General features: G+C 70.0%; 21 protein-coding genes and 1 tRNA gene. 1 reads left to right on the forward strand and 21 read right to left on the reverse strand.

Going from position 1 to position 23241, the window contains the following annotated elements; translation table 11 throughout:
* Positions 1–16 precede the first annotated feature (16 nt).
* The 21 genes from atpA to IE255_RS38165 form a co-directional block, all read right to left on the reverse strand.
* Positions 17–1606: a F0F1 ATP synthase subunit alpha gene (gene atpA, locus IE255_RS38065; RefSeq protein ID WP_190055016.1), complete on the reverse strand. Its 1590-nt coding sequence runs from the start codon at positions 1604–1606 to the stop codon at positions 17–19.
* Positions 1607–1730: 124 nt separating this feature from the next.
* Positions 1731–2546 carry a F0F1 ATP synthase subunit delta gene (locus IE255_RS38070; protein WP_190055017.1) on the reverse strand — a complete coding sequence of 272 codons (816 nt, stop codon included), beginning with the start codon at positions 2544–2546 and terminating at the stop codon, positions 1731–1733.
* Positions 2543–3091 (reverse strand): F0F1 ATP synthase subunit B, encoded by a 549-nt coding sequence (locus tag IE255_RS38075; RefSeq protein WP_190055018.1) that lies wholly within the window; start codon positions 3089–3091, stop codon positions 2543–2545. The genes IE255_RS38070 and IE255_RS38075 overlap by 4 nt, the downstream gene beginning before the upstream one ends.
* A 39-nt stretch (positions 3092–3130) precedes the next feature.
* Positions 3131–3367 (reverse strand): ATP synthase subunit C-like protein, encoded by a 237-nt coding sequence (locus IE255_RS38080; protein ID WP_010040161.1) that lies wholly within the window; start codon positions 3365–3367, stop codon positions 3131–3133.
* A gap of 78 nt (positions 3368–3445) precedes the next feature.
* Positions 3446–4261, reverse strand: coding sequence for a F0F1 ATP synthase subunit A (atpB, locus tag IE255_RS38085; protein ID WP_505016487.1), 816 nt, complete (start codon positions 4259–4261; stop codon positions 3446–3448).
* A 225-nt stretch (positions 4262–4486) separates the two neighbouring features.
* On the reverse strand, positions 4487–4924 hold the full coding sequence (locus IE255_RS38090; protein ID WP_190055019.1) for a Cg1360 family ATP-synthase-associated protein: 438 nt from the start codon (positions 4922–4924) through the stop codon (positions 4487–4489).
* A gap of 298 nt (positions 4925–5222) precedes the next feature.
* Positions 5223–6566, reverse strand: coding sequence for an MraY family glycosyltransferase (locus IE255_RS38095; protein WP_190055020.1), 1344 nt, complete (start codon positions 6564–6566; stop codon positions 5223–5225).
* A gap of 129 nt (positions 6567–6695) precedes the next feature.
* Positions 6696–7934, reverse strand: a complete 1239-nt coding sequence (gene glyA / locus IE255_RS38100) for a serine hydroxymethyltransferase (RefSeq protein ID WP_190055021.1) — start codon at positions 7932–7934, stop codon at positions 6696–6698.
* Positions 7935–8002: 68 nt separating this feature from the next.
* The gene (locus IE255_RS38105; protein ID WP_190055022.1) at positions 8003–8683 is read right to left on the reverse strand and encodes an arsenate reductase/protein-tyrosine-phosphatase family protein; all 681 of its coding nucleotides are present in this window, start codon (positions 8681–8683) and stop codon (positions 8003–8005) included.
* A complete protein-coding gene (locus IE255_RS38110; RefSeq protein ID WP_190055023.1) occupies positions 8680–9327 on the reverse strand; it encodes an L-threonylcarbamoyladenylate synthase in 648 nt (215 codons plus the stop codon). The genes IE255_RS38105 and IE255_RS38110 overlap by 4 nt, the downstream gene beginning before the upstream one ends.
* Positions 9328–9397: 70 nt before the next feature.
* On the reverse strand, positions 9398–10243 hold the full coding sequence (prmC, locus tag IE255_RS38115; protein ID WP_190055024.1) for a peptide chain release factor N(5)-glutamine methyltransferase: 846 nt from the start codon (positions 10241–10243) through the stop codon (positions 9398–9400).
* A gap of 30 nt (positions 10244–10273) precedes the next feature.
* Positions 10274–11341 carry a peptide chain release factor 1 gene (prfA, locus tag IE255_RS38120; RefSeq protein ID WP_190055025.1) on the reverse strand — a complete coding sequence of 356 codons (1068 nt, stop codon included), beginning with the start codon at positions 11339–11341 and terminating at the stop codon, positions 10274–10276.
* Between the two features lie 106 nt (positions 11342–11447).
* Positions 11448–11669 carry a 50S ribosomal protein L31 gene (gene rpmE, locus IE255_RS38125; RefSeq protein ID WP_010040182.1) on the reverse strand — a complete coding sequence of 74 codons (222 nt, stop codon included), beginning with the start codon at positions 11667–11669 and terminating at the stop codon, positions 11448–11450.
* A 171-nt stretch (positions 11670–11840) separates the two neighbouring features.
* Positions 11841–12977 (reverse strand): LCP family protein, encoded by a 1137-nt coding sequence (locus IE255_RS38130; protein WP_190055026.1) that lies wholly within the window; start codon positions 12975–12977, stop codon positions 11841–11843.
* A gap of 371 nt (positions 12978–13348) precedes the next feature.
* Entirely contained in the window at positions 13349–15373 is a 2025-nt protein-coding gene (gene rho, locus IE255_RS38135; protein WP_190055027.1) for a transcription termination factor Rho, read from the reverse strand.
* A gap of 399 nt (positions 15374–15772) precedes the next feature.
* A complete protein-coding gene (gene thrB, locus IE255_RS38140) occupies positions 15773–16690 on the reverse strand; it encodes a homoserine kinase (protein ID WP_190055028.1) in 918 nt (305 codons plus the stop codon).
* Positions 16691–17008: 318 nt separating this feature from the next.
* Positions 17009–18067: a threonine synthase gene (gene thrC / locus IE255_RS38145; RefSeq protein WP_190055029.1), complete on the reverse strand. Its 1059-nt coding sequence runs from the start codon at positions 18065–18067 to the stop codon at positions 17009–17011.
* A gap of 6 nt (positions 18068–18073) precedes the next feature.
* Positions 18074–19366 (reverse strand): homoserine dehydrogenase, encoded by a 1293-nt coding sequence (locus IE255_RS38150; RefSeq protein WP_190055030.1) that lies wholly within the window; start codon positions 19364–19366, stop codon positions 18074–18076.
* A 155-nt stretch (positions 19367–19521) separates the two neighbouring features.
* Positions 19522–20913 carry a diaminopimelate decarboxylase gene (lysA, locus tag IE255_RS38155; RefSeq protein ID WP_190055031.1) on the reverse strand — a complete coding sequence of 464 codons (1392 nt, stop codon included), beginning with the start codon at positions 20911–20913 and terminating at the stop codon, positions 19522–19524.
* Between the two features lie 13 nt (positions 20914–20926).
* On the reverse strand, positions 20927–22090 hold the full coding sequence (gene nrtL, locus IE255_RS38160; RefSeq protein ID WP_190055032.1) for an ArgS-related anticodon-binding protein NrtL: 1164 nt from the start codon (positions 22088–22090) through the stop codon (positions 20927–20929).
* A 164-nt stretch (positions 22091–22254) separates the two neighbouring features.
* Entirely contained in the window at positions 22255–22818 is a 564-nt protein-coding gene (locus tag IE255_RS38165) for a response regulator (protein ID WP_190055034.1), read from the reverse strand.
* 59 nt (positions 22819–22877) lie between these two features.
* On the opposite strand from IE255_RS38165, the gene IE255_RS38170 reads away from it, so the two are divergent.
* Positions 22878–22949, forward strand: a tRNA-Arg gene (locus tag IE255_RS38170).
* Positions 22950–23241: the final 292 nt, after the last annotated feature.

Raw genomic sequence — 23241 nt, forward strand, 5'->3', positions numbered from 1 at the left:
CAGGTCCCTTCCGTCGTCACTTGCCCGCAGCCGGAGCGTCCTCGCCGAGCAGCTTGCCGTCGGAGGTCTCGAACTGCTTCTTGAACTCCGCGATGGCGTCGGCCATGGCCTGGAGGGTGTCGTCGGACATCTTGCCGCCCTCGCGGATGGAGGTCAGCAGGCCCTGCTCCTTGCGGTGCAGGTAGTCCAGCAGCTCCTTCTCGAAGCGGCGGATGTCGGCGACCGGAACCTCGTCCATCTTGCCGGTGGTGCCGGCCCAGATGGAGACGACCTGGTCCTCGGTGGACATCGGCTGGTACTGCGGCTGCTTCAGCAGCTCGACCATGCGCTGACCACGCTCCAGCTGCGCCTTCGACGCGGCGTCCAGGTCGGAACCGAAGGCGGCGAACGCCTCCAGCTCACGGAACTGGGCGAGGTCCACACGCAGACGGCCGGACACCTGGCGGATCGCCTTGTGCTGGGCGGAACCACCGACTCGGGAGACGGAGATACCGACGTTCAGCGCGGGACGCTGACCGGCGTTGAACAGGTCCGACTCCAGGAAGCACTGGCCGTCGGTGATGGAGATGACGTTGGTCGGGATGAACGCCGACACGTCGTTGGCCTTGGTCTCGACGATCGGCAGACCGGTCATCGAGCCGGCGCCCATCTCGTCGGAGAGCTTGGCGCAGCGCTCCAGCAGCCGGGAGTGCAGGTAGAAGACGTCACCCGGGTAGGCCTCACGGCCCGGCGGGCGGCGCAGCAGCAGCGACACGGCGCGGTAGGCGTCGGCCTGCTTCGACAGGTCGTCGAAGATGATCAGGACGTGCTTGCCCTGGTACATCCAGTGCTGGCCGATGGCCGAACCGGTGTACGGCGCCAGGTACTTGAAGCCCGCCGGGTCGGACGCCGGGGCGGCGACGATGGTCGTGTACTCCAGCGCGCCGGCCTCCTCCAGAGCGCCGCGCACGCCGGCGATGGTGGAGCCCTTCTGGCCGATGGCGACGTAGATGCAGCGGACCTGCTTCTTCGGGTCGCCCGAGCGCCAGTTGTCGCGCTGGTTGATGATCGTGTCGACGGCCAGGGCGGTCTTGCCGGTCTGGCGGTCGCCGATGATCAGCTGACGCTGGCCACGGCCGATGGGGGTCATCGCGTCGACGGCCTTGTAGCCCGTCTCCATCGGCTCGTGCACCGACTTGCGGACCATGACGCCCGGGGCCTGAAGCTCCAGGGCGCGACGGCTGTCGGTCTCGATCTCGCCGAGGCCGTCGATCGGGTTGCCGAGGGGGTCGACCACGCGGCCGAGGTAGCCCTCGCCGACCGCGACGGACAGCACCTCGCCGGTACGGCTGACCGGCTGCCCCTCCTCGATGCCGCTGAACTCGCCGAGGACGATGGCACCGATCTCGCGCTCCTCGAGGTTGAGGGCGAGGCCGAGGGTGCCGTCCTCGAACTTCAGCAGCTCGTTGGCCATGGTCGAGGGCAGGCCCTCGACCTTCGCGATGCCGTCGCCGGCAAAGGTGACCGTACCGACCTCCTCGCGCGAGGCCGCGTCCGGCTTGTACGCCTGGACGAAGTTCTCCAGCGCGTCCCGGATCTCCTCCGGCCGGATCGTGAGCTCCGCCATCTGGGTTCCCTGCTCTCCTTGTTGGGCCCGAAGTTTCTTAGGGGGTCTGGGGGCGACCCCCAGGATTCTTCTGCACGGCCCAACCAGGGCCGTCGTAAGTACGTTGTGCCTATTGAGTTGCTGCTCAGCCGGCGAGCCGGCGGCTGGCGTCCTCGATGCGGTCCGCGAGGGAGCCGTTGATGACCTCGTCGCCGACCTGCACCCGGATCCCGCCGAGGACCTCGGGGTCCACATCCAGGTTGAGGTGCATCTGGCGGCCGTAGAGCTTCGCGAGGGCGGCGCCCAGGCGCTGCTTCTGCGGGTCGCTCAGCGGCACCGCCGAGGTGACGATGGCCACCATGCGGTTGCGCCGGTCGGCGGCGAGCTTGGACAGGGACTCCAGTCCCGACTCCAGGCTACGTCCCCGCGGCGCGGTCACAAGGCGCGTCACCAGACGCTCGGTGGCCGGCTGCGCCCTGCCCCCGAGCAGGCTGCGCAGCAGCTCGCCCTTGGCCGACGTGGTGGCCTTGCGGTCGGTCAGCGCGGCGCGCAGCTCGGTGCTGCCGGAGACGATCCGGCCGAACCGGAACAGCTCGTCCTCGACGTCGTCGAGCTTGCCCACCCGCTGCGCGGCGGAGAGGTCGGCGGTGTTCGCCAGCTCCTCGATCGCGTCCACCAGGTCGCGCGAGCGCGACCAGCGGGAGCGCACCATGCCGGCCACCAGGTCGGCGGCCGGACCGCTGACCTGGGTGCCGAGCAGGCGCTGGGCCAGCTCGGCCTTGGCCTGACCGGCCTGCGCCGGGTCGGTGAGGACCCGACGCAGCGACACCTCGCGGTCGAGCAGCGCGGTGACGGCGGCCAGCTCGTCGGCGAGCTTCCCTGCGTCCACGGACGTGGAGTCCGTCAGCGCGTCGAGACGCTCACGTGCGGCTGCCAGGGCCTCGCGGCTCGCTCCGTTCATCGGCCGGCCTCTGCCTTCTCCTCGAGCTCGTCGAGGAACCGGTCGATCACACGGCTCTGGCGGGCGTGGTCCTCGAGGGACTCGCCGACGAGCTTGCCGGCCAGGTCCGTGGCGAGCTTGCCGACGTCCTGGCGCAGCGCGGACGCGGCGGCCTTGCGGTCGGCCTCGATCTGGGCGTGACCCGCGGCGACGATCTCCTCGCGCTGCCGCTGGCCCTCGGCCCGCATCTCGGCGATGAGGGCGGCACCCTGCTCCTGCGCCTCCTGGCGCAGACGCGCGGCCTCGTGCCGGGCCTCGGCGAGCTGTGCCTTGTACTGCTCAAGGACGCTCTGGGCCTCGACCTTCATGGTCTCGGCCTCTTCGATACCGCCTTCGATCGCCGCGCGGCGCTCCTCCAGAACCTTGTTGATGTTCGGAAGCAGCTTCTTCCAGAAGAAGAAGAACACGATGGCGAAGGCGATGGTGCCGACGAGCAGCTCGGGGCCCGGAGGCATGAGCGGGTTCTGCTCCTCCTCGGCCGCGATCTGCACCAGGTTGGCGATCACATCAGTGCCTTTCGTCGAAACGTGTCGGTGAGCAGGAAATTACTGACCGAACACGAACGGCATAACGATGCCGATGAGGGCGAGCGCCTCACAGAACGCGAAGCCCAGGATCTGGTTGGCACGGATCAGGCCGGCGGCCTCGGGCTGACGGGCCAGGGCCTGGGTGCCGTTGCCGAAGATGATGCCGACGCCGATGCCGGGGCCGATGGCGGAGAGGCCGTAGCCGATGGAGCCGAGCGAACCGGAGACAGCGGCGAGGGTCTCAGTGGCAGCCATGCTGAATCTTCCTTCTCTTTCACGGACCGGCGGGGGTTGGCCACCGGACGTTCTTGGGATTTGCGGGGCGGGCGGGGCTCAGTGGTGCTCGGCCAGAGCGCCCTGGATGTACGTGCAGGCGAGGAGTACGAAGACGTACGCCTGGACGGCCTGCACGAAAAGCTCGAAGCCGATCATGGCGATGGTCATCACGAAGGAGACACCGGCCGCCGGGATCATCCAGCTGTTCAGCAGGTACCACGAGGCGACGGTGAACATGACCAGCATCAGGTGGCCGGCGAACATGTTGGCGAAGAGTCGCACGGCGTGCGTGAACGGCCGGACGAGGAGGTTCGAGAAGAACTCGATGACCATCACGAGCGGCAGCACCGGGCCGAGCGACTTGTCGTAGCCGGTGATGTTCTTGAAGAACCCGACGAAGCCGTGCCGCTTGAAGGTCAGCGAGACCCAGGTCACGTAGACGACTGCGGCCAGGACCGCCGGGAACGCGATGATCGACGACACCGGGAACTGCGCCAGCGGGATCACGGACCAGATGTTCATGATCCAGATGAAGAAGAACAGCGAGACCATCAAGGGGACGTACTTCTCGCCCTCCTTCTTTCCGAGGGTCTCGTAGACGATGCCGCGGCGGACGAAGTCGTATCCGGCTTCACCGACCATCTGGAGCTTGCCCGGCACCACCTTGGCCTTGCCGAAGGCCGCGTAGAAGAAGCCGATGACGAGGATGGTGGTGATGATCGCCAGCAGCATCACCTTGTTGAACTCGAACCCTCCAACCGTGGCAATCGGCTTGAAGAGGAACGAGTGCAGGCCCGGTGCCGGAAAACCACACCCGTCGGACATGATCCGACAGCTCCAGTCAAAGGCGAGCTGGGTCTGGTCAGCACTCACCACGGGCTCCTTCGGCGTGACGCATGGGTACGGCAACCTCGTTGTGTCGGCGCGGCGCGCAGCCGCGGATCGGCACCGGACTGGTGTTACGGATGTGAGGGCGGCTGGGGGGCATCGAGCCTCGCGTTCGAGCAGGCGTCAGCTCAGATGCCCGCGCCCGCGATGCCGCAGTTGGCACCGGACGATAGCAGGAGTTCTCCGTGCCCTTTATCGCGCCCCTACTCGTCACGACGACGACCCGGTCTTCTCGGGCTTCTCGCTCTTCTCGGAGTCCGGGTCGATGTAGAAGATCTTGGCCTTCATATGCGCACGTGCCTGCGCGGCCATCCACACGACGGTCGCGACGACGAGCCCGATGGCAAACGCCTTCGCGTTGAAGAGAGAGGTGTCCTTGAAGAGGGCGACGAAGATCAGGAGAAGCAGCAGCTGGGCGACATAGAGCATCAGCCCCATGGCCTGGAACAACTGCGGGAGCGTTTTTGCCGTCCACTGGAGAACGTACAGACCGACCCCCATGAAGAGGATGGCCAGCAGCGCGCCGACGGCGGCTCCGACGGCCCCCTTGCCTCCGACCACCACGCCACTGACGGCGGCCGCGACCACACCGGCAGCGGCTGTGGGCACAGCGCACTGCAGAAGGTTCCGGGCGTCATTGGACGGCATGGCGGCAGCTCCGCTTTCGCAGGGGGCAGGGGTGTCGTCATGGACGAGCGTAGTCCCGGGCTGAGTGGAGACCTCACACCAATGGACCGTCGCACTACGGTCCTTCGGCTCTATCCGGGGGGTTCTCGTGAACCGTATCACAAACTATTTGATGCAGTCTTTACCTGACGGTGTGCGGACAGTCACACATGAGGGTGAAGATGCGCGTCTGAGCGAGAACCGAGCCGACATGTCTGGTATTGGGGCGCTTCGCACCCCCATCGCAACCCCACGACTTGGCAATGCTCTAGTCAGATTCTTACCTTGTCCCGGCCTTGCGCCGGTCGGCCAGACGCGAACGGGCGCCGATGGCGGTCGCCCCGTTGACTCCTGAGACCCCGGTGACGACCGGGGCGCGGTCCTCGAGCGCGACCGAGGCCGGCTGCTCCCCGGCGGACGCCGGGGTCGAGGCCTCCGGCGCCAGGGCGGGGACCCCACGGCGCCGGTAGCGCGGCGGCACGAAGCGCTCCATCCAGCGCGGGGTGCGCGGCGTGAAGCGCGGCAGCAGGAGCAGGACCAGGCCGATGGCGCTGAGGAACACGATGCCGAGGACGATCCACATGGACGCCGAGTTGACCGAGTAGGCGAGCGCCCCGAAGGCGATCAGCGCCGACCAGAAGTACATGATCAGCACCGCGCGGCTGTGCGAGTGGCCGATCTCCAGCAGCCGGTGGTGCAGGTGGCCCCGGTCGGCCGCGAACGGCGACTGGCCGCGCCAGGTGCGGCGCACGATCGCCAGGATCAGGTCGGCGGCCGGCACCGCGATGATCGTCAGCGGCAGCAGCAGCGGGATGTAGACGGGGACCGTCTGGTGCACGGCCTCCTTCTCCGACCCGACGTACAGGTTGAGCGCGTCCGGGTCGACCTGACCGGTGATGGAGATCGCGCCGGCGGCCAGCACCAGGCCGATCAGCATCGAGCCGGAGTCGCCCATGAAGATCCGCGCCGGGTGCATGTTGTGCGGCAGGAAGCCCAGGCACATGCCCATCAGGATCGCCGAGAAGAGCGTGGCCGGGGCGGCGGCCTCGATGCCGTACGAGTACCAGATGCGGTAGGCGTACAGGAAGAACGCGGTGGACGCGATGCAGACCATGCCGGCCGCGAGGCCGTCCAGGCCGTCCACGAAGTTGACCGCGTTGATGGTGATGACGACCAGCGCCACCGTCAGCAGGGTGCCCTGCCACTGGGTGAGCGCGACCGAGCCCACACCCGGGATCGGCAGCCACAGGATCGTCAGACCCTGCACGACCATCACGCCCGCGGCGATCATCTGGCCGCCCAGCTTGATCAGGGCGTCGATCTCGAACTTGTCGTCCAGGACGCCGATCAACCAGATCAGCGCGGCGCCGGACAGCAGGGCCCGGGGTTCGTTCGACGTCTCGAAGACCTGGTTGAGGTTGGTCAGGTGGTCGGCGACCAGCAGACCCGCGCACAGGCCGAAGAACATCGCGATCCCGCCGAGCCGCGGAGTGGGTTCCCGGTGCACGTCACGTGCCCGGATCTCCGGCATCGCTCCGGCCACGATCGCGAACTTCCGTACCGGCCCTGTCAGCAGATACGTCACCGCGGCCGTGATGCAGAGCGTCAGCAGGTATTCACGCACGGGCTTCCCCACAGGTCTCGCTGGCCATCACAGCCCCACACCCTAGCGATGCGCGCATACGAGTGGGGACTTCCGGGTAGCGACGATGGTTGCACGAGTGGCTGTGCACCCTCGTGCGCTTACCCCGACTCAGCGCGGATACGGCGGAAATCCACCGGCCAGCTCCCGTACTTCTTCACGGGCCCTCACGGTCTCCGTCACGCCCCTGAGCACCCCCGCGAGCAGCTTGGCGATCCGCGCCATCTCCCCCTCCCGCATGCCCTGCGTGGTGACCGCGGCCGTGCCGAGGCGCAGTCCACGGGCGTCGCCGTGCGGCAGGGCGCAGCAGTCCAGGACCAGGCCGGCCGCGGCGAGACGGCCCCGGGCGGTGCGGCCGTCGACGCCGAGCGGGGCCGGGTCGGCGGTGATCAGATGGGTGTCCGTGCCGCCGGTGGTGACGACCAGGCCCTCGTCCGCCAGCCGGGCCGCGAGAACCCTCGCATTGGCGACCACCTGATGGGCGTACACGGCGAACGCCGGTGTTGCCGCCTCCCCGAACGCGACGGCCTTGGCGGCGATCGTGTGCATCTGCGCGCCGCTCTGTGTGAAAGGAAACACGGCCCGGTCGACCCGCTCGGCCAGCTCCGCGCGGCACAGGATCATGCCGCCGCGCGGGCCGCGCAGCACCTTGTGGGTGGTCGCGCAGACGATGTCCGCGTACGGCACCGGACTGGGCGCCGCTCCCCCGGCGACGAGCCCGATGGGGTGCGCGGCGTCCGCGATGAGGTACGCGCCCACCTCGTCGGCGACCTCGCGGAAGAACGCGTAGTCGAGGTGGCGCGGGTAGGCGATCGAGCCGCACACGATCGCCTTGGGCCGGCGCATGCGGGCCAGGGTGCGCACCTGCTCGTGGTCGACGAGCCCGGACTCGGCCTCCACGCCGTAGCCGACGAAGTCGAACCAGCGGCCGGAGAAGTTGGCGGGCGAGCCGTGCGTGAGATGGCCGCCGTACGGCAGGCCGAGCGCGAGGACGGTGTCGCCGGGGCGCAGCAGGGCGGCGTAGGCGGCCAGGACCGCCGAAGAGCCCGAGTGCGACTGGACGTTGGCGTGGTCGGCGCCGAACAGGGCCTTCGCCCGGTCGACGGCGATGCGCTCGGCGACGTCGACGATCTCGCAGCCGCCGTGGTGCCGCGCGCCCGGGTAGCCCTCGGCGTACTTGTTGGCGAGCGGCGAGCCGAGGGCGGCCAGCACGGCCGGTGAGCTGAAGTTCTCGGCGGCGATCAGCTGGAGCGTGGTCGCCTGCCGCTCCCGTTCGCCGAGCAGGACGTCGGCGAGCTCGGGGTCCTGGTGGCGCAGGACGTCGGCCTCGATGGCTGGGGTGACCGTCATGGTGGGCTCCGGGCGTCGACGGTGACGTACGACCAATGTAGGCCCGGTGCCTCTCGGCCGCTCGGCTGCTACGTCCTTGCGGGGACGCCCGTCAGCGCCGTGACCACCGGGTCGAGCGCCTGGTGTATCTCGTCCCCGATGGACCGGAAGAACGTCAGGGGCGCGCCGTACGGGTCGTACACCTCGTCCGCCTCGGCGTTCGGGGCCAGCAGCCACCCGCGTAGAGCGGCCGCGGCACGCACCAGGGCACGCGCGCGTACCACCACGCCCTCCTCCAGGGGCGGCAGGGTCGCCGGGTCGATGGCCTTCACCAGACGGGTGAACTCCTTGAGCGTGAAGGTGCGCAGGCCCGCCGAGTGGCCCATGGAGATGACCTGCGCCCGGTGGTCCCGGGTCGCGGTCAGCACCAGGTCGGCGCGGATCACGTGCTCGTCGAGGAGCTCGCGCCCGGTGAAGCCGGAGGCGTCCGCGCCGAAGTCGGCCAGGACGGTCTCCGCGTGGGACTCCATGGGCGCGCCCTCATGGCCCCAGGTGCCCGCGCTCTCCACGATGAGCCCGCCGCCCAGGATGCCCAGCCGCTCCTTGACGAAATGGCGGGTCAGCCGCTCCGTGATGGGCGAGCGGCACACGTTGCCGGTGCTGACGTGGAGGATGCGGAAGCTGTCGCGCGGCAGTCCCACGAAGGTCGTCGTGATCTCCGCCGCGCTTTCCCCGTTGCCTATGCCACGCCCCGCCTCAGGGGCCGTCAATTCGCCACCTCGAGGTCGGGTACGACCTTTCGCAGCTCGTCCGCCGAGAGGGCACCGGCGCGCAGGAGCAGGGGCACTTCACGGGTGACGTCGACGATCGACGACGGGACGTTGCCCGGGGTCGGGCCGCCGTCGAGGTAGACCGAGACGGAGTCGCCGAGCATCTCCTGCGCGGCGTCGCAGTCCTCCGGCGCCGGGTGGCCGGTGAGGTTGGCCGACGACACGGCCATGGGGCCGACCTCGGTGAGCAGCTCGATGGCGACCGGGTGCAGCGGCATGCGCACGGCGACCGTGCCCCGGGTGTCCCCGAGGTCCCACTGGAGGGACGGCTGGTGCTTGGCGACGAGCGTCAGGGCGCCCGGCCAGAAGGCGTCGACCAGCTCCCAGGCCAGCTCGGAGAAGTCCGTGACGAGCCCGTGCAGCGTGTTCGGGGAGCCGATGAGGACGGGGGTGGGCATGTTGCGGCCCCGGCCCTTGGCCTCCAGCAGGTCGGCGACCGCCTCCGAGGAGAACGCGTCGGCGCCGATGCCGTACACCGTGTCCGTCGGCAGCACCACGAGCTCGCCACGGCGGACGGCGGACGCTGCCTCGCGCAGACCGGTCACACGGTCGGTCGCGTCGTTGGTGTCGTATCGCCGTGCCATCTTTAGCTGGCCTCCTCGTACACGTGCTGCTGGGATGGAGTCCGCGAGGAACGCGGGATGCCCTGGGTGCTCACGGCAGCGCCTTGCGGGCCGTGGCGAAACGCGGGCGGTTGTTCAGGTCCGGGTGGTCGGCGGCGTCGGTCCAGCCGCGGTCCTCGGCGAAGATCCACGGCACCTGGCCGCCCTGGGTGTCCGCGTGCTCCACGACCACGACGCCGCCGGGGCGCAGCAGCCGGTGCGCGGTGCGCTCCAGGCCGCGGATGAGGTCGAGGCCGTCCTCGCCGGAGAAGAGGGCCATGTCGGGGTCGTAGTCCCGCGCCTCGGGGGCGACGTACTCCCACTCCGTGAGCGGGATGTACGGCGGGTTGGAGATGACCAGGTCGACCTGGCCGTCCAGGTCCGGGAAGGCCGTCAGGGCGTTGCCCTGCCGCAGGTCGACCCTGGACCCCTCGACGTTCTTGCGGGTCCACTGCAGGGCGTCCTCGGACAGCTCCACGGCGTGCACGCGCGAGCGCGGCACCTCCTGGGCGAGGGCGAGCGCGATGGCGCCGGAGCCGGTGCACAGGTCGACGATGCACGGCTCGACGACGTCCATGGCGCGTACGGCGTCTATGGCCCAGCCGACCACGGACTCGGTCTCCGGGCGTGGCACGAACACCCCCGGCCCGACCTGGAGTTCCAGGTACCGGAAGTAGGCGCGTCCGGTGATGTGCTGGAGCGGCTCGCGGGCCTCGCGGCGGGCGATGACCTCCCAGTAGCGGGCGTCGAAGTCGAAGTCCTTGACGGTGTGCAGCTCGCCGCGCTTCACGCCGTGCACGAACGCGGCGAGTTCCTCCGCGTCGGTGCGCGGCGAGGGCACGCCGGCGTCGGCGAGCCGCTGGGTGGCCTGGGCCACCTCCGCGAGCAGCAGATTCACGCAAGTCCTCCGAGTGTGCTCGTTCGTGCCTTACGCAGCTGCCAGCTTGGCCGCCGAGTCCGCGTCGACGCAGGCCTGGATCACCGCGTCGAGGTCGCCGTCCAGGACCTGGTCCAGGTTGTACGCCTTGAAGCCGACGCGGTGGTCCGAGATGCGGTTCTCCGGATAGTTGTACGTCCGGATCTTCTCGGAGCGGTCGACCGTGCGGACCTGGCTGCGGCGGGCGTCGGCGGCGTTCCTCTCCGCCTCCTCCTGCGCCGCCGCGAGCAGCCTGGAGCGCAGGATACGCAGTGCCTGCTCCTTGTTCTGCAGCTGGCTCTTCTCGTTCTGGCAGGAGGCGACGACTCCGGTCGGGATGTGCGTGATGCGCACGGCGGAGTCGGTGGTGTTGACGGACTGTCCGCCGGGTCCGGAGGACCGGTAGACGTCGATGCGCAGGTCGTTCGGGTTGATCTCGACGTCGACCTCCTCCGCCTCGGGGGTCACGAGGACACCGGCCGCCGAGGTGTGGATGCGGCCCTGGGACTCGGTGGCCGGCACGCGCTGCACGCGGTGCACGCCGCCCTCGTACTTCAGCCGCGCCCAGACGCCCTGGCCGGGCTCGGTCTGCCCCCTGGTCTTCACGGCGACCTGGACGTCCTTGTAGCCGCCCAGCTCGGACTCGGTGGCGTCGATGATCTCGGTCTTCCAGCCGACGCGCTCGGCGTACCGCAGGTACATGCGCAGCAGGTCGCCGGCGAACAGCGCCGACTCGTCGCCGCCCGCGCCCGCCTTGATCTCCAGGATGACGTCCTTGTCGTCGCTGGGGTCCCGCGGGACCAGCAGCAGGCGCAGCTTCTCCGTCAGCTCCTCGCGCCGCTGCTCCAGCTCCTTGACCTCGGCGATGAAGTCCGGGTCGTCGGCGGCGAACTCGCGCGCGGTCTCGATGTCGTCGCCCGTCTGCGTCCAGGAGCGGTAGGTGGCGACGATGGGGGTGAGCTCGGCGTAACGCTTGTTCAGCTTGCGCGCGTTGGCCTGGTCGGCGTGAACCGACGGGTCGGCGAGCTTCTTCTCCAGGTCGGCGTGCTCGGCGACGAGTTCCTCGACGGCCTCGAACATCTTGGGCTCCTGTGCAGGGACGGGGGTGAAGGGCGGGCGACCAAAAACGCCGGTCCCGGAGCGCCCGGTGAGGGGGCGCGTCCGCGGACCGGCGGTTTGGGGCTCGCTACTTCTTGGAGCCGGCGGCCTTGCCGAAGCGGGCCTCGAAGCGGGCCACGCGGCCACCGGTGTCGAGGATCTTCTGCTTGCCCGTGTAGAACGGGTGGCACTCGGAGCAGACATCGGCACGGATGGCGCCGGACTCGATGGTGCTGCGGGTGGTGAACGACGCGCCGCAGGTGCAGCTGACCTGCGTCTCGACGTACGCGGGGTGGATGTCGCGCTTCAAGGTGTCTCCTAGGTTTCGGGAGGGCGCCGGGTCGCTGCCGCGGGGTGCGGGAGCGTGAACCGGAGCCGACGTACCAGTCTGCCAGGACTGGGGCCATCCCCCAAAACCGGGGGTTGCCGTTGTTTGTTCCCTGCGGGCCGGTGGGGGTTGTTCGCACAGTTCCCCGCGCCCCTAAGAGGACGACACCACGCCCTTGGCTTCACCGGTCGCCGTGCCCTCGGTGGCGCTCTTCGGGATCGGCTTGTCGTTCGCCAGGGCCTTCCAGATCTGGTCGGCCTTCTGCTTCTGGAGGAGGACGCGGTTGGGGTCGGCCGGGTCGTACTGGACCGGCATCGTGACCATGTGCATGTTGGCCGGGCTGATGCCCTGGAGGCCGCCCGCGAAGGACGCGAGCTTGTTGACCGAGCCCAGGTCGGAGTCGGTCGTCACCGTCTTCGTCGCGGTTTCCGCGAGGTCGAGCAGCTTCTTGGGGTTGGTGAAGACGCCGACGTTCTTGACCTGGTTGACCAGGGCCTTGATGAAGGCCTGCTGGAGCTGGATGCGGCCGAGGTCGGAGCCGTCGCCGACGCCGTGCCGGGTGCGGACCAGGCCGAGGGCCTGCTCGCCGTCGAGTCTGTGGGTGCCGGCCTTCAGCTTCAGGTGGCTGTCGGGGTCGTCGATGCTCTTGGTCGTGGTGACCTCGACGCCGCCGAGGTCGTCGATGAGCTTCTGGAAGCCGGCGAAGTCGACCTCCAGGTAGTGGTCCATGCGCAGGTCGGTGATCGACTCGACGGTCTTCACGGCGCAGGCGGCCCCGCCGGTGGAGTAGGCGGAGTTGAACATCACGCCGTTGGCCGCGGGGTACTCGTTGCCCTTGGTGTCCGTGCAGGCGGGGCGGTCGATGAGGGTGTCGCGCGGGATGGAGACCACGCTGGCCTTCTTGTGGCCCTTGTAGATGTGCACGATCATCGCCGTGTCCGAGCGGGCGCTGCCGTCGTCGGTGCCGCCGCCGAGCTTCTTGTTGCCGCCGGCGCGGGTGTCGGAGCCGAGGACCAGGATGTTCTCGGAGCCGTTGTCGGCCTTCTTGGGGCGGTCGGTGCCGAGGGCCTGGTCGATGTCGACGCTCTTGAGGTTGCCGTTGAGCTTGAAGTACACGTACCCCACGCCGGTGCCGCCCAGGACGACGATGCCGGCGGCGGTCCAGGCCGTGATCATCATGCCCTTGTGGCGCTTGCGGGGCTTGCGGCGGCGGCCCTTGGCGCGGTGACACGCTCCGTTGGTGCCGGTGTCGCCCGGTATGCCCGGACCCGGCGTGCTCTCGGCAGACATGGGCTCCTCAGCTCGTCTACGGTCGGTTACCCCCTGCGGTCAGTGCCAGGCTTGGTCGGCCGGAACCCTTCCTCGCACCATCGTCGCTCCGCCTGGTCAGACGGAGAAACTCGGGAAAGGGTTGCACAACGGACTGTTCCCACCGCGTACGGCGCTGGGCACACTGCGTGTTCGTCACGGCGAGGTGTACCTCGCTCACCTGCGGTTTCAGCCGAAGATGCCGTACTGCTCGAAATCGGTGCCGACGAAGACCCTTGTGGCGAAGATCTCGCTGGTGGCCTTGCCACGGCGAGCCGGTGGCGGGCTCGGTCGTCGGCAGCACGAAGGGCCACCCCCCTGACGGGGAGCGGCCCTCTTGCGTGGTGCCTGCCTCAGTCGCCGTTGCCGGGCGTCGGCGTGGTCTTCTGGATCTGCATCAGGAACTCGGCGTTCGACTTCGTCTGCTTCATCTTGTCGAGAAGCAGCTCGACCGCCTGCTGCTGGTCGAGAGCGTGCAGCACCCGGCGCAGCTTCCAGACGATGGCGAGTTCGTCGTTGGCGAGCAGGATCTCTTCCTTACGGGTGCCGGACGCGTCCACGTCCACCGCCGGGAAGATGCGCTTGTCGGCGAGCTTCCGGTCGAGCTTGAGCTCGGCGTTGCCCGTGCCCTTGAACTCCTCGAAGATCACCTCGTCCATGCGGGACCCGGTGTCCACCAGCGCGGTGGCGAGGATGGTCAGCGAACCGCCGTCCTCGATGTTCCGCGCGGCACCGAAGAAGCGCTTCGGCGGGTACAGGGCGGTCGAGTCGACACCACCGGACAGGATGCGGCCGGAGGCCGGGGCGGCGAGGTTGTACGCACGGCCCAGACGCGTGATCGAGTCGAGCAGCACGACGACGTCGTGACCCAGCTCCACCAGGCGCTTGGCGCGCTCGATGGCCAGCTCGGCGACCGTGGTGTGGTCCTCGGCCGGGCGGTCGAAGGTCGAGGAGATGACCTCGCCCTTCACCGACCGCTGCATGTCGGTGACCTCTTCCGGACGCTCGTCGACCAGGACGACCATCAGGTGGCACTCGGGGTTGTTGTGCGTGATCGCGTTGGCGATCGCCTGCATGATCATGGTCTTGCCGGTCTTCGGCGGGGCCACGATCAGACCGCGCTGGCCCTTACCGATCGGCGACACGAGGTCGATGATGCGGGTGGTCAGCACGCCCGGGTCCGTCTCCAGGCGGAGGCGGTCCTGCGGGTACAGCGGGGTGAGCTTGTTGAACTCCGGGCGGCCGCGGCCGTGTTCGGGCGCCATGCCGTTGACGGAGTCGAGACGCACCAGCGCGTTGAACTTCTCGCGCCGCTCGCCTTCCTTGGGCTGGCGCACGGCACCGGTGATGTGGTCGCCCTTGCGCAGGCCGTTCTTGCGGACCTGGGCGAGGGAGACGTACACGTCGTTCGGACCGGGCAGGTAGCCGGATGTGCGGATGAAGGCGTAGTTGTCGAGGATGTCCAGGATGCCCGCGACGGGGATCAGGACGTCGTCCTCGTTGATCTGCGGCTCGGTGGCCATGTCGTCGCGGCCACGACGGCCCCGGCGGTCTCGGTAACGCCCGCGACGGCCGCGACGGCCGCCCTCGAAGTCGTCGTCGTCCTGCTGACCGCGGTCCGGACGACCGCCGCCGCCCTGCTGGCTCTGCTGCTGGCCGCGCTGGCCGCCGCCCTGCTGGTCGTCGCCCTTGCCGCCACGGCGGTCACGGTCACGGTCGCGGTCGCGGTCCCGGCCGCGCTCGCGGCGGTCGCGACGGCGGCCCTCGCCGCCCTCACCGGAGTCGGACTTGGCGTCGTTGCCCTGGGACTGCTGCGGCTGCGCCGGCGTCTCGGCCTTGGGCTCGCTCTTCGCCTCGGCGGCGACCGTCTCGGGAGCGGAAGCGGGGGCTCCGGCGTCGGCGGTGGCGCGGCGACGGCGGCGCTCGGACGGAGCGTCGTCGGAGGCCGGCTGGCCCGGAATCTCGATCTGCTGCTGCGCCACGGCCTTCTCCGCGGGGGCCTCGGCGGCCTCCTTCGCGTCGGCCTTCTTCTCGGCCTTCTCGGCCTTCTCCGCGTTGTCGCCCGTACGGGCCCGGGAGGTTGCGCGGCGCTTCGGCTTGGTCTCGGCGGGGGCGTCGGCCTTCGCGGCCGGAGCGGCGCCGCCGGACGCCTGCGCCTCCTTGATGACCTCGATCAGCTGGCTCTTGCGCATCCGCGCGGTGCCCCTGATGCCGAGGCCGGATGCGACCTGCTGGAGCTCGGCCAGCACCATGCCCTCGAGGCCGGTACCACGGCGCCGCCGGGAGCCGGCACCGGTGGCAGGCGCGGAGGCGTCCGTGGCGGGCGCGGCAGCGGTCTCCTCGACACGTGCGCCCATCAGATCGGTGGTGTCGCTCACGAAGGGTCCTTCCCTGGAGCGGACGTCGGCCTGTCTGGCTCGGCGACCGGTTGTGCTGTCCGGCTTCGGTCCGTGTGGTGTGAACCGTGCCGGGGCGGTGGTCCGCCTAAGCGGCGGAGGAATCTGGTGATGGCGCTTCCTTGAGCCGTGGCACCCAGTGTCAGTGTCACGCGGCGTGGTCGCACCGGTTCCGGAGCGTGCCCTGCGAACCGCTCAGTGTCCGTGTACGGCGTACGGTCCGACGTACGGAACACAGTGCGGCTTGGGGGGCTCCCGGAAGAATGTCTGTCCCGGACGGGGACACGAGGCACCTCGCCATGGTGGGGTCGGGTGCAGACTTGAGGTTAACACTACCGGATCCAACAAACATTCCCCCTCTCCAAATCCGGCAAGCGTGTGTCAGGTCGCCAGCGGAAGCACGCTCGCGCCCTGCGGATCGAGGCTCAGCCGGTTCGCGGCCCAGTCCGCGCCGGCCAGGGCCTCGACCTTGTCGGCGGTGTCCGCGTCGGCCAGCGCCATGACCGTCGGCCCGGCGCCGGAGATGACCGCGGGGATGCCGTCGCTCCGCAGCCGCTCCACCAGCGCCGCGCTCTCGGGCATGGCCGGGGCGCGGTACTCCTGGTGCAGCCGGTCCTCGGTGGCGGGCAGCAGCAGCTCGGGGCGCCGGGTCAGGGCCTCGACGAGCAGGGCGGCCCGGCCGGCGTTGGTGGCCGCGTCGACGTGCGGCACGGTGCGCGGGAGCAGGCCGCGCGCGGTCTCCGTCAGGACCGGCTTTCCGGGCACGAAAACCACCGGAACGATGGAATCGGCGGGCTCCATCCTGATCGCGCGGGCGGCGCCGCCCTCCATCCAGGAGAGCGTGAAGCCGCCGAGCAGGCACGCCGCGACGTTGTCGGGGTGGCCCTCGATCTCGGTGGCGAGTTCCAGCAGCGCGGTGTCGTCGAGCCTGGCCTCGGCGCCTATGGTCACGGCGCGGGCGGCGACGATCCCGGCGCAGATGGCGGCCGAGGAGGAGCCCAGGCCCCGGCCGTGCGGAATGCGGTTGGCGCAGACGATTTCCAGGCCGCGCGGCTGCCCGCCCAGCAGATCGAAGGCGGTACGCAGGGAACGTACGAGAAGGTGCTGCTCGTCGCGCGGGAGCGTCTCGCTGCCCTCACCCGCGATGTCGATGTGCAGCCCGGAGTCGGCCACCCGGACGACCACGTCGTCGTACAAGCCCAGCGCGAGGCCGAGGGCGTCGAAGCCCGGGCCGAGGTTGGCGCTGGTGGCGGGGACGCGCACCCGGACGGCGGCGGCGCGGAACGCTGGACCGGCCATCGCTCGATGACTCTCCTTGAGCTGCGTGATGGTCGAATGACGTGGGATGGACATCCGATGGTGTACGAGAACCCTGGGGGCCGCTGTCCCGGCCGCGGAGACGGCGGGGCACCGCGCTCCATGCGGAGGCATATGCGGCGGGCGGGTTCAGTACAGCCTATCGAAGGAAGGTTCTGTGGCGACATAGGGCGCACAGGAGGCGCACGATGCGTGTCGTAAGCCCCCTGTGCACCCGCCGTAGGGAATATCCCCAGGCAAGCGCCGTCTTACGCCGGACCGTGTCGAGCGTTACACCGGCGCTCGGCGCGTCGGCGCACGTCAGGCCAGGCCGAGGCGCTCCGCCGCGGTCGCCGCGTCGACGGGGACGGTGACCGGCTGCGGGGCACCGGCGACGGCCCAGTCGGGGTCCTTGAGCCCGTTGCCGGTGACCGTGCAGACGATGCGCTGGCCCGGGTCGACCTTGCCCTGCTCGGCGGCCTTCAGCAGACCGGCGACGGACGCGGCGGACGCGGGCTCGACGAAGACGCCCTCCTGCGAGGCCAACAGCCGGTAGGCGCGCAGGATCTCACGGTCCGTCACCTCGTCGATGAACCCGCCCGACTCGTCCCGCGCGGCGAGCGCGAACTGCCAGGAGGCCGGGTTGCCGATGCGGATCGCGGTGGCGATGGTCGAGGGGTCCTTGACGACCTCGCCGCGCACGATGGGCGCGGAACCGGAGGCCTGGAATCCCCACATACGGGGGGTCTTCGTGGCGACGCCGTCGGCGGCGTACTCCGTGTAGCCCTTCCAATAGGCCGTGATGTTGCCCGCGTTGCCCACCGGCAGGACGTGGATGTCGGGTGCGTCGCCGAGCATGTCCACGATCTCGAACGAGGCCGTCTTCTGGCCCTCGATGCGCACCGGATTGACCGAATTGACCAGGGCGACGGGGTAGTTGTCGCTGAGGCCGCGCGCGAGCGTGAGGCAGTCGTCGAAGTTGCCGTCGACCTGGAGGATCTTCGCGCCGTGCACGAGGGCCTGGCCCATCTTGCCGAGCGCGATCTTGCCCTGCGGCACGAGCACGGCGCAGACCATGCCCGCGCGGACGGCGTACGCGGCGGCACTGGCCGACGTGTTGCCGGTGGAGGCGCAGATGACGGCCTTCGCGCCCTCCTCCTTGGCCCGCGTGATGGCCATGGTCATGCCGCGGTCCTTGAAGGACCCGGTGGGGTTCGCGCCCTCCACCTTGAGGTGGACCTCGCAGCCCGTGCGCTCGGAGAGCACCTGCGCGGGCACGAGGGGCGTGCCGCCCTCGCGGAGCGTCACGACCGGCGTGGTGTCGGATACCGGCAGCCGGTCCCGGTACTCCTCGATGATTCCGCGCCACTGGTGGGTCATTGCTGGTTACTCTCCTTCAACCCGCATGATGCTGGCGACACCACGCACGGTGTCGAGCTTGCGCAACGCCTCGACGGTCCCGGTGAGGGCGGCGTCGGACGCGCGGTGCGTGACGACGACGAGGGACGCCTCGCCGTCCTTCCCCTGCTGGCGAACCGTATCGATCGAGACGCCGTGCTCGGCGAAGACGGTCGCGACCTGGGCGAGAACGCCCGGTTTGTCGGCCACGTCGAGGCTGATGTGGTAACGCGTGACCACATCCCCCATCGGCGACACGGGCAGGGCGGCGTAGGCGGACTCGCCGGGTCCGGTGGAGCCGCTGAGGCGGTTGCGGCAGACGGCGACGAGGTCGCCGAGCACGGCCGAGGCCGTGGGGGAACCGCCCGCTCCGGGCCCGTAGAACATCAGCTGCCCGGCGGCGTCGGACTCGACGAACACGGCGTTGTAGGCGCCGCGCACGGAGGCCAGCGGGTGGCTCAGCGGGATCATCGCGGGATGCACGCGCGCGGTGACGGAGCCGCCGTCCGCGGCCCGCTCGCAGATGGCGAGCAGCTTGATGGTGCAGCCCATCTCCTTGGCGGAGGCGAAGTCGGCGGCGGTGACCTCGGTCATGCCCTCGCGGTAGACGTCGTCGAGGCGCACGCGCGTGTGGAAGGCGATGCCGGCGAGGATGGCGGCCTTGGCGGCGGCGTCGAAGCCCTCGACGTCGGCGGTCGGGTCGGCCTCGGCGTATCCCAGGGCGGTGGCCTCGTCGAGGGCCTCCTGGTAGCCGGCGCCCGTGGAGTCCATCTTGTCGAGGATGAAGTTGGTCGTGCCGTTGACGATGCCCATCACCCGGTTGATCTTGTCGCCGGCGAGGGACTCGCGCAGCGGCCGGATCAGCGGGATGGCACCGGCGACGGCGGCCTCGTAGTAGAGGTCCTCGTCGTGCTCCTCGGCGGCGGCGTGCAGGGCGGCCCCGTCCTGGGCGAGCAGCGCCTTGTTGGCGGAGACGACGGAGGCGCCGTACTCGAAGGCGGTGGTGATGAGGGTGCGGGCGGGCTCGATCCCGCCGATGACCTCGACCACGACGTCGATGTCGCCGCGTTTGACGAGGGCGGTGGCGTCGGTGGTGATGAGTTCCGGGGCGATGCCCTCACGCACCCGGTCGGGCCGCCGTACGGCCACGCCCGCGAGCTCCACCGGGGCTCCGATCCGGGCGGTGAGGTCGTCGGCGTGCGTCGTCATGATGCGCGCCACCTCTGAGCCGACCACTCCACAGCCCAGCAGCGCCACCTTCAGCGGACGCGTACGCATCATCCGACCTCGTTTCCTCATTACCGTCTACGGTGGAACCAGTCTCACTCACCGGACGGGACTTTCTGCCCCCGGTCCGGATCGTGAGATATCTATTTCATTTGTACGGGGGCGGAAGACAGGAGATCTTCCGCCCCCTGTGGCGTGCGGCGCCGCGCTCAGCCGACGTCGAGACGCAGCAGGTCCTCCTCCGTCTCCCGGCGGACGATCACGCGCGCCTCTCCCCCCGCCACGGCGACGACCGGCGGGCGGAGCACGTGGTTGTAGTTGCTGGCCATGGAGCGGCAGTAGGCGCCGGTGGCGGGGACGGCGATGAGGTCACCCGGTGCCAGGTCGCCCGGCAGGAACGCGTCCTTGACCACGATGTCCCCGCTCTCGCAGTGCTTGCCGACGACGCGGGCGAGCATCGGCTCGGCGTCGGAGGTGCGGGAGACCAGCGCGACGCTGTACTCGGCGTCGTAGAGCGCGGTGCGGATGTTGTCCGACATGCCGCCGTCGACGGAGACGTAGGTCCGCAGCCCGTCCAGGGGCTTGATGGTGCCCACCTCGTAGAGGGTGAAGGCGGTCGGCCCGACGATGGCCCGCCCCGGCTCGACGGAGATGCGGGGCGTGCGCAGCTTGGCGGCCTCGCACTCGCGGCTGACGATCTCGCTGAGCGCCTTGGCGATCTCGTGCGGCTCGCACGGATCGTCGTCACTCGTGTACGCGATGCCGAGCCCGCCGCCGAGGTCGATCTCGGGCAGTTCGACGCCGTGCTCGTCGCGGACGTCCTTGAGCAGCGAGACGACCCGGTGGGCGGCGACCTCGAACCCGGACATGTCGAAGATCTGCGAGCCGATGTGGCTGTGGATGCCGGCCAGCTCCAGCCCGTCGAGCTTCAGGACACGGCGTACGGCCTCGGCGGCCTGCCCGCCGGCCAGCGGGATGCCGAACTTCTGGTCCTCGTGGGCGGTGGCGATGAACTCGTGGGTGTGGGCCTCGACGCCGACGGTGATCCGGATGAGCACCTTCTGCCGCTTCCCCAGACCCTGCGCGATGTGGGCGACGCGGACGATCTCCTGGAAGGAGTCGAGCACGATGTGGCCGACGCCGGCCTCGACGGCCCGGGTGATCTCGTCGACGGACTTGTTGTTGCCGTGGAAGGCGATGCGCTCGGCGGGCATGCCCGCGGACAGGGCCGTGGCCAGTTCGCCGCCGGAGCAGACGTCGACGTTCAGCCCCTCCTCGTCCAGCCAGCGCACGACGGCACGGGAGAGGAACGCCTTGCCGGCGTAGTAGACGTCGGCGTCGGTCCCGAAGGCGGTGCGCCACGCACGCGCGCGTGCCCGGAAGTCGGCCTCGTCGAGGACGTAGGCGGGGGTGCCGAACTCCTCGGCGAGCCGCGTGACGGGAATCCCGCCGACGGTGACGACACCGTCCTCGTCGCGCGTCACGGTCTGGGCCCAGACCTTGGGGTCCAGCGCGTTGAGGTCGGCGGGCGGGGCGGAGTAGTGGCCCTCGGGGAGGACATCGGCGTGACGGGGCCCGGCGGGGTGGGCGGAACGGCTCATTCTGCGTGCTCTTTCAAAGGTGGTCGGGTGCGTCGATGCCGAGCAGGGACAGGCCGCCGGCCAGCACCGTCCCGGCGGCTTCGGCGAGGGCGAGCCGGGCGCGGTGGGCGGCCGAGGGTTTTTCCTCGCCGAGCGGCAGCACGGCGGGGAGCAGGGGCAGCGTGGCATCGGCGACGGCGAGGAGGTGCCGGGCCAGGCGGTCGGGGGTGTCCTGCGCGGTGGCCAGGACGCGGGGGTGGTCACCGAGCAGCGCGATCAGCGCTTCCCCGTCTCGTACGGGCCCGGGCTCGGGGTGGAAGCCGAGGTCGGCGGCGTTGCGCAGCAGGGCCCGGGTGCGGGCGTGGGCGTAGCGGACGCGGAAGAGAGGGTTGGTCTCCCGCTGGACCAGATGATCACGGCTGATCCGGGGCCGGTCGTGCGCGGCCGGGTACAGCAGCGCCCAGCGGGCGGCGTCCCGGCCGAGAGGCAGGGGGTCGGCGGGGGCGGGCGCGGGGCGGACGGTGAGGTCGATGTCGATGTCGATGTCGATGTCGATGTCGATGTCGATGTCGATGTCGATGTCGACGAGAGTGCGGGGGCGGCGGGAGTCGTCGATGTCGACGAGAGCGCGGGGGCCGCGCCTCGACGCGGTCGCCGCCTGGCTGTCGCCGCCTATGCGCGAGTCATCGATGTCGACGCCGAGGACGGCCTGCCACTCCGGCGCGGGCCGCCCGTCGTAGTCGACGCGGACGAAGTCGCCCTGGCTGCGCCGCACGCGGGCGATGGTGTCCGCGACGACGACGGCACGGACCTCGGCCGGGCACCGGAGCCGGACGAGCGTCCCGCTGAACCCCACTCCGTGGCCGTACCGCAGCCCACGGCTCAGGATCTCCTCGACGAGGTCGGCGGAGGCGGTGCTCTCCAGGCTGAGGTTGAGGAACCCGGGCCCGGTGACGACGACGTCGGTGACGCGGTCCTCGTCGAGCAGGCGCGCCCGGAGGATCTCGGCGACGCGCCGCGGCGGCTGCCCGGCTGCGCGGGCCAGCTGGAGGGCGATGTTGGTGGCGTAGTCGCCGCACCCCCCGGGCCTCGGCACAGTGACCACGGCCCGCTCCGGCACGGTCACGCTCAGCTCCCCCTCGTCGACAGCGCGACGCACGGCGTGCAGCACGGTGCGCGAGAGCTCGACGGGGGTCACGGGCACAAGCGTATGGGAGGAGGGGGGTGGGTAGGCGAGCCGGTTTGAGCGAGGGTCCGGGATGTGGACGGGGGGTGGTGTCCGGCGACTGCGGGTCCCTCGCGGTACGGCGGGATGATCGACGGCCGGCCCTTGGGTACAGCCGGATGATCGACTGCCTGCCCCTACGGTACGGCCGGCTGATCGACGGCCGGCGCCTGGGCACCGCCGCCGGCGTCGGGACCGGCGCCGCCCTGTCGCCCCCGGCTCCGGGCCCGCTCCATCAACTGCCGCACCATGCCGACCAGTTCGGCCGGTTCGAAGGGCTTGGCGAGGAAGGCGTCGACACCCACGTCGAGCCCGGCCTCGACCTCGTACTGGGTGCAGGCGCTGACGATGGCGAGGGGTACGTCACGGGTACGCGGATCGGCCCGCAGCCGGGCCGCGGTCCTGATCCCGTCCAGCCGGGGCATGACGACGTCGAGGGTCACGACATCGGGCCGCACCTGATGAACGACATCAAGACACTCGGCACCATCGGCCGCGGTCACGACCTCCAGCCCCTCCAGCTCGAGGTTGACCCTGATCAACTGCCGGATGACCTTGTTGTCGTCCACAACAAGCACCCGGCCCGACGCGCCTGGCACAACTCGAGAGTAGGTCGGCCCCGGCCACCGCGTCCGGGTTTTCCCCACTTCCACCCCGCACGAGCGACCCGCACCCCTCCCCGGCAGCAGAAACCCATTCATGACCACCCCGAGGGAGCTGGTAGTGTTCTACCCGTCGCCGCGAGCAACGCGGACGGCACGCCCCCGTAGCTCAGGGGATAGAGCAACGGCCTCCGGAGCCGTGTGCGCAGGTTCGAATCCTGCCGGGGGCACCTTGGATTAGGTGCCCAAAGACCCCGTCACCAGCGGAAACGCTGAGGCCGGGGTCTTCGCGTATGTGCAGGCATGTGCCGCTCGGAGCGGCTGTATGTCGGGGTCTGTGGACTATTCGTGGACAGGAGCTTGAGGCATCTTCCCTGGTCAGCCGCGACAAACAGCAAGGCCCCCGGACGAGTCCAGGGGCCTCAAGGCCGATCATCGAAACGCCGACCGGCCGGACATGCCTTAGGTCGTGTCCGCAATGTCAGGGGAGCCAGAGTTGTAGGCAGGCGAGGGTGACCATCG

It is taken from the genome of Streptomyces lomondensis (assembly GCF_014651035.1).
In the GTDB taxonomy this organism is placed as follows: domain Bacteria; phylum Actinomycetota; class Actinomycetes; order Streptomycetales; family Streptomycetaceae; genus Streptomyces; species Streptomyces lomondensis.

Bases quoted from the DNA above. Each gene is read 5' to 3' on its own strand.
- atpA (WP_190055016.1), bottom strand. From the start codon at position 1,606: ATGGCGGAGCTCACGATCCGGCCGGAGGAGATCCGGGACGCGCTGGAG.
- IE255_RS38070 (WP_190055017.1), bottom strand. From the start codon at position 2,546: ATGAACGGAGCGAGCCGCGAGGCCCTGGCAGCCGCACGTGAGCGTCTC.
- IE255_RS38080 (WP_010040161.1), bottom strand. From the start codon at position 3,367: ATGGCTGCCACTGAGACCCTCGCCGCTGTCTCCGGTTCGCTCGGCTCC.
- IE255_RS38090 (WP_190055019.1), bottom strand. From the start codon at position 4,924: ATGCCGTCCAATGACGCCCGGAACCTTCTGCAGTGCGCTGTGCCCACA.
- glyA (WP_190055021.1), bottom strand. From the start codon at position 7,934: ATGACGGTCACCCCAGCCATCGAGGCCGACGTCCTGCGCCACCAGGAC.
- IE255_RS38110 (WP_190055023.1), bottom strand. From the start codon at position 9,327: ATGGCACGGCGATACGACACCAACGACGCGACCGACCGTGTGACCGGT.
- prfA (WP_190055025.1), bottom strand. From the start codon at position 11,341: ATGTTCGAGGCCGTCGAGGAACTCGTCGCCGAGCACGCCGACCTGGAG.
- IE255_RS38130 (WP_190055026.1), bottom strand. From the start codon at position 12,977: ATGTCTGCCGAGAGCACGCCGGGTCCGGGCATACCGGGCGACACCGGC.
- thrB (WP_190055028.1), bottom strand. From the start codon at position 16,690: ATGGCCGGTCCAGCGTTCCGCGCCGCCGCCGTCCGGGTGCGCGTCCCC.
- thrC (WP_190055029.1), bottom strand. From the start codon at position 18,067: ATGACCCACCAGTGGCGCGGAATCATCGAGGAGTACCGGGACCGGCTG.
- IE255_RS38150 (WP_190055030.1), bottom strand. From the start codon at position 19,366: ATGATGCGTACGCGTCCGCTGAAGGTGGCGCTGCTGGGCTGTGGAGTG.
- lysA (WP_190055031.1), bottom strand. From the start codon at position 20,913: ATGAGCCGTTCCGCCCACCCCGCCGGGCCCCGTCACGCCGATGTCCTC.
- IE255_RS38165 (WP_190055034.1), bottom strand. From the start codon at position 22,818: ATGAATGGGTTTCTGCTGCCGGGGAGGGGTGCGGGTCGCTCGTGCGGG.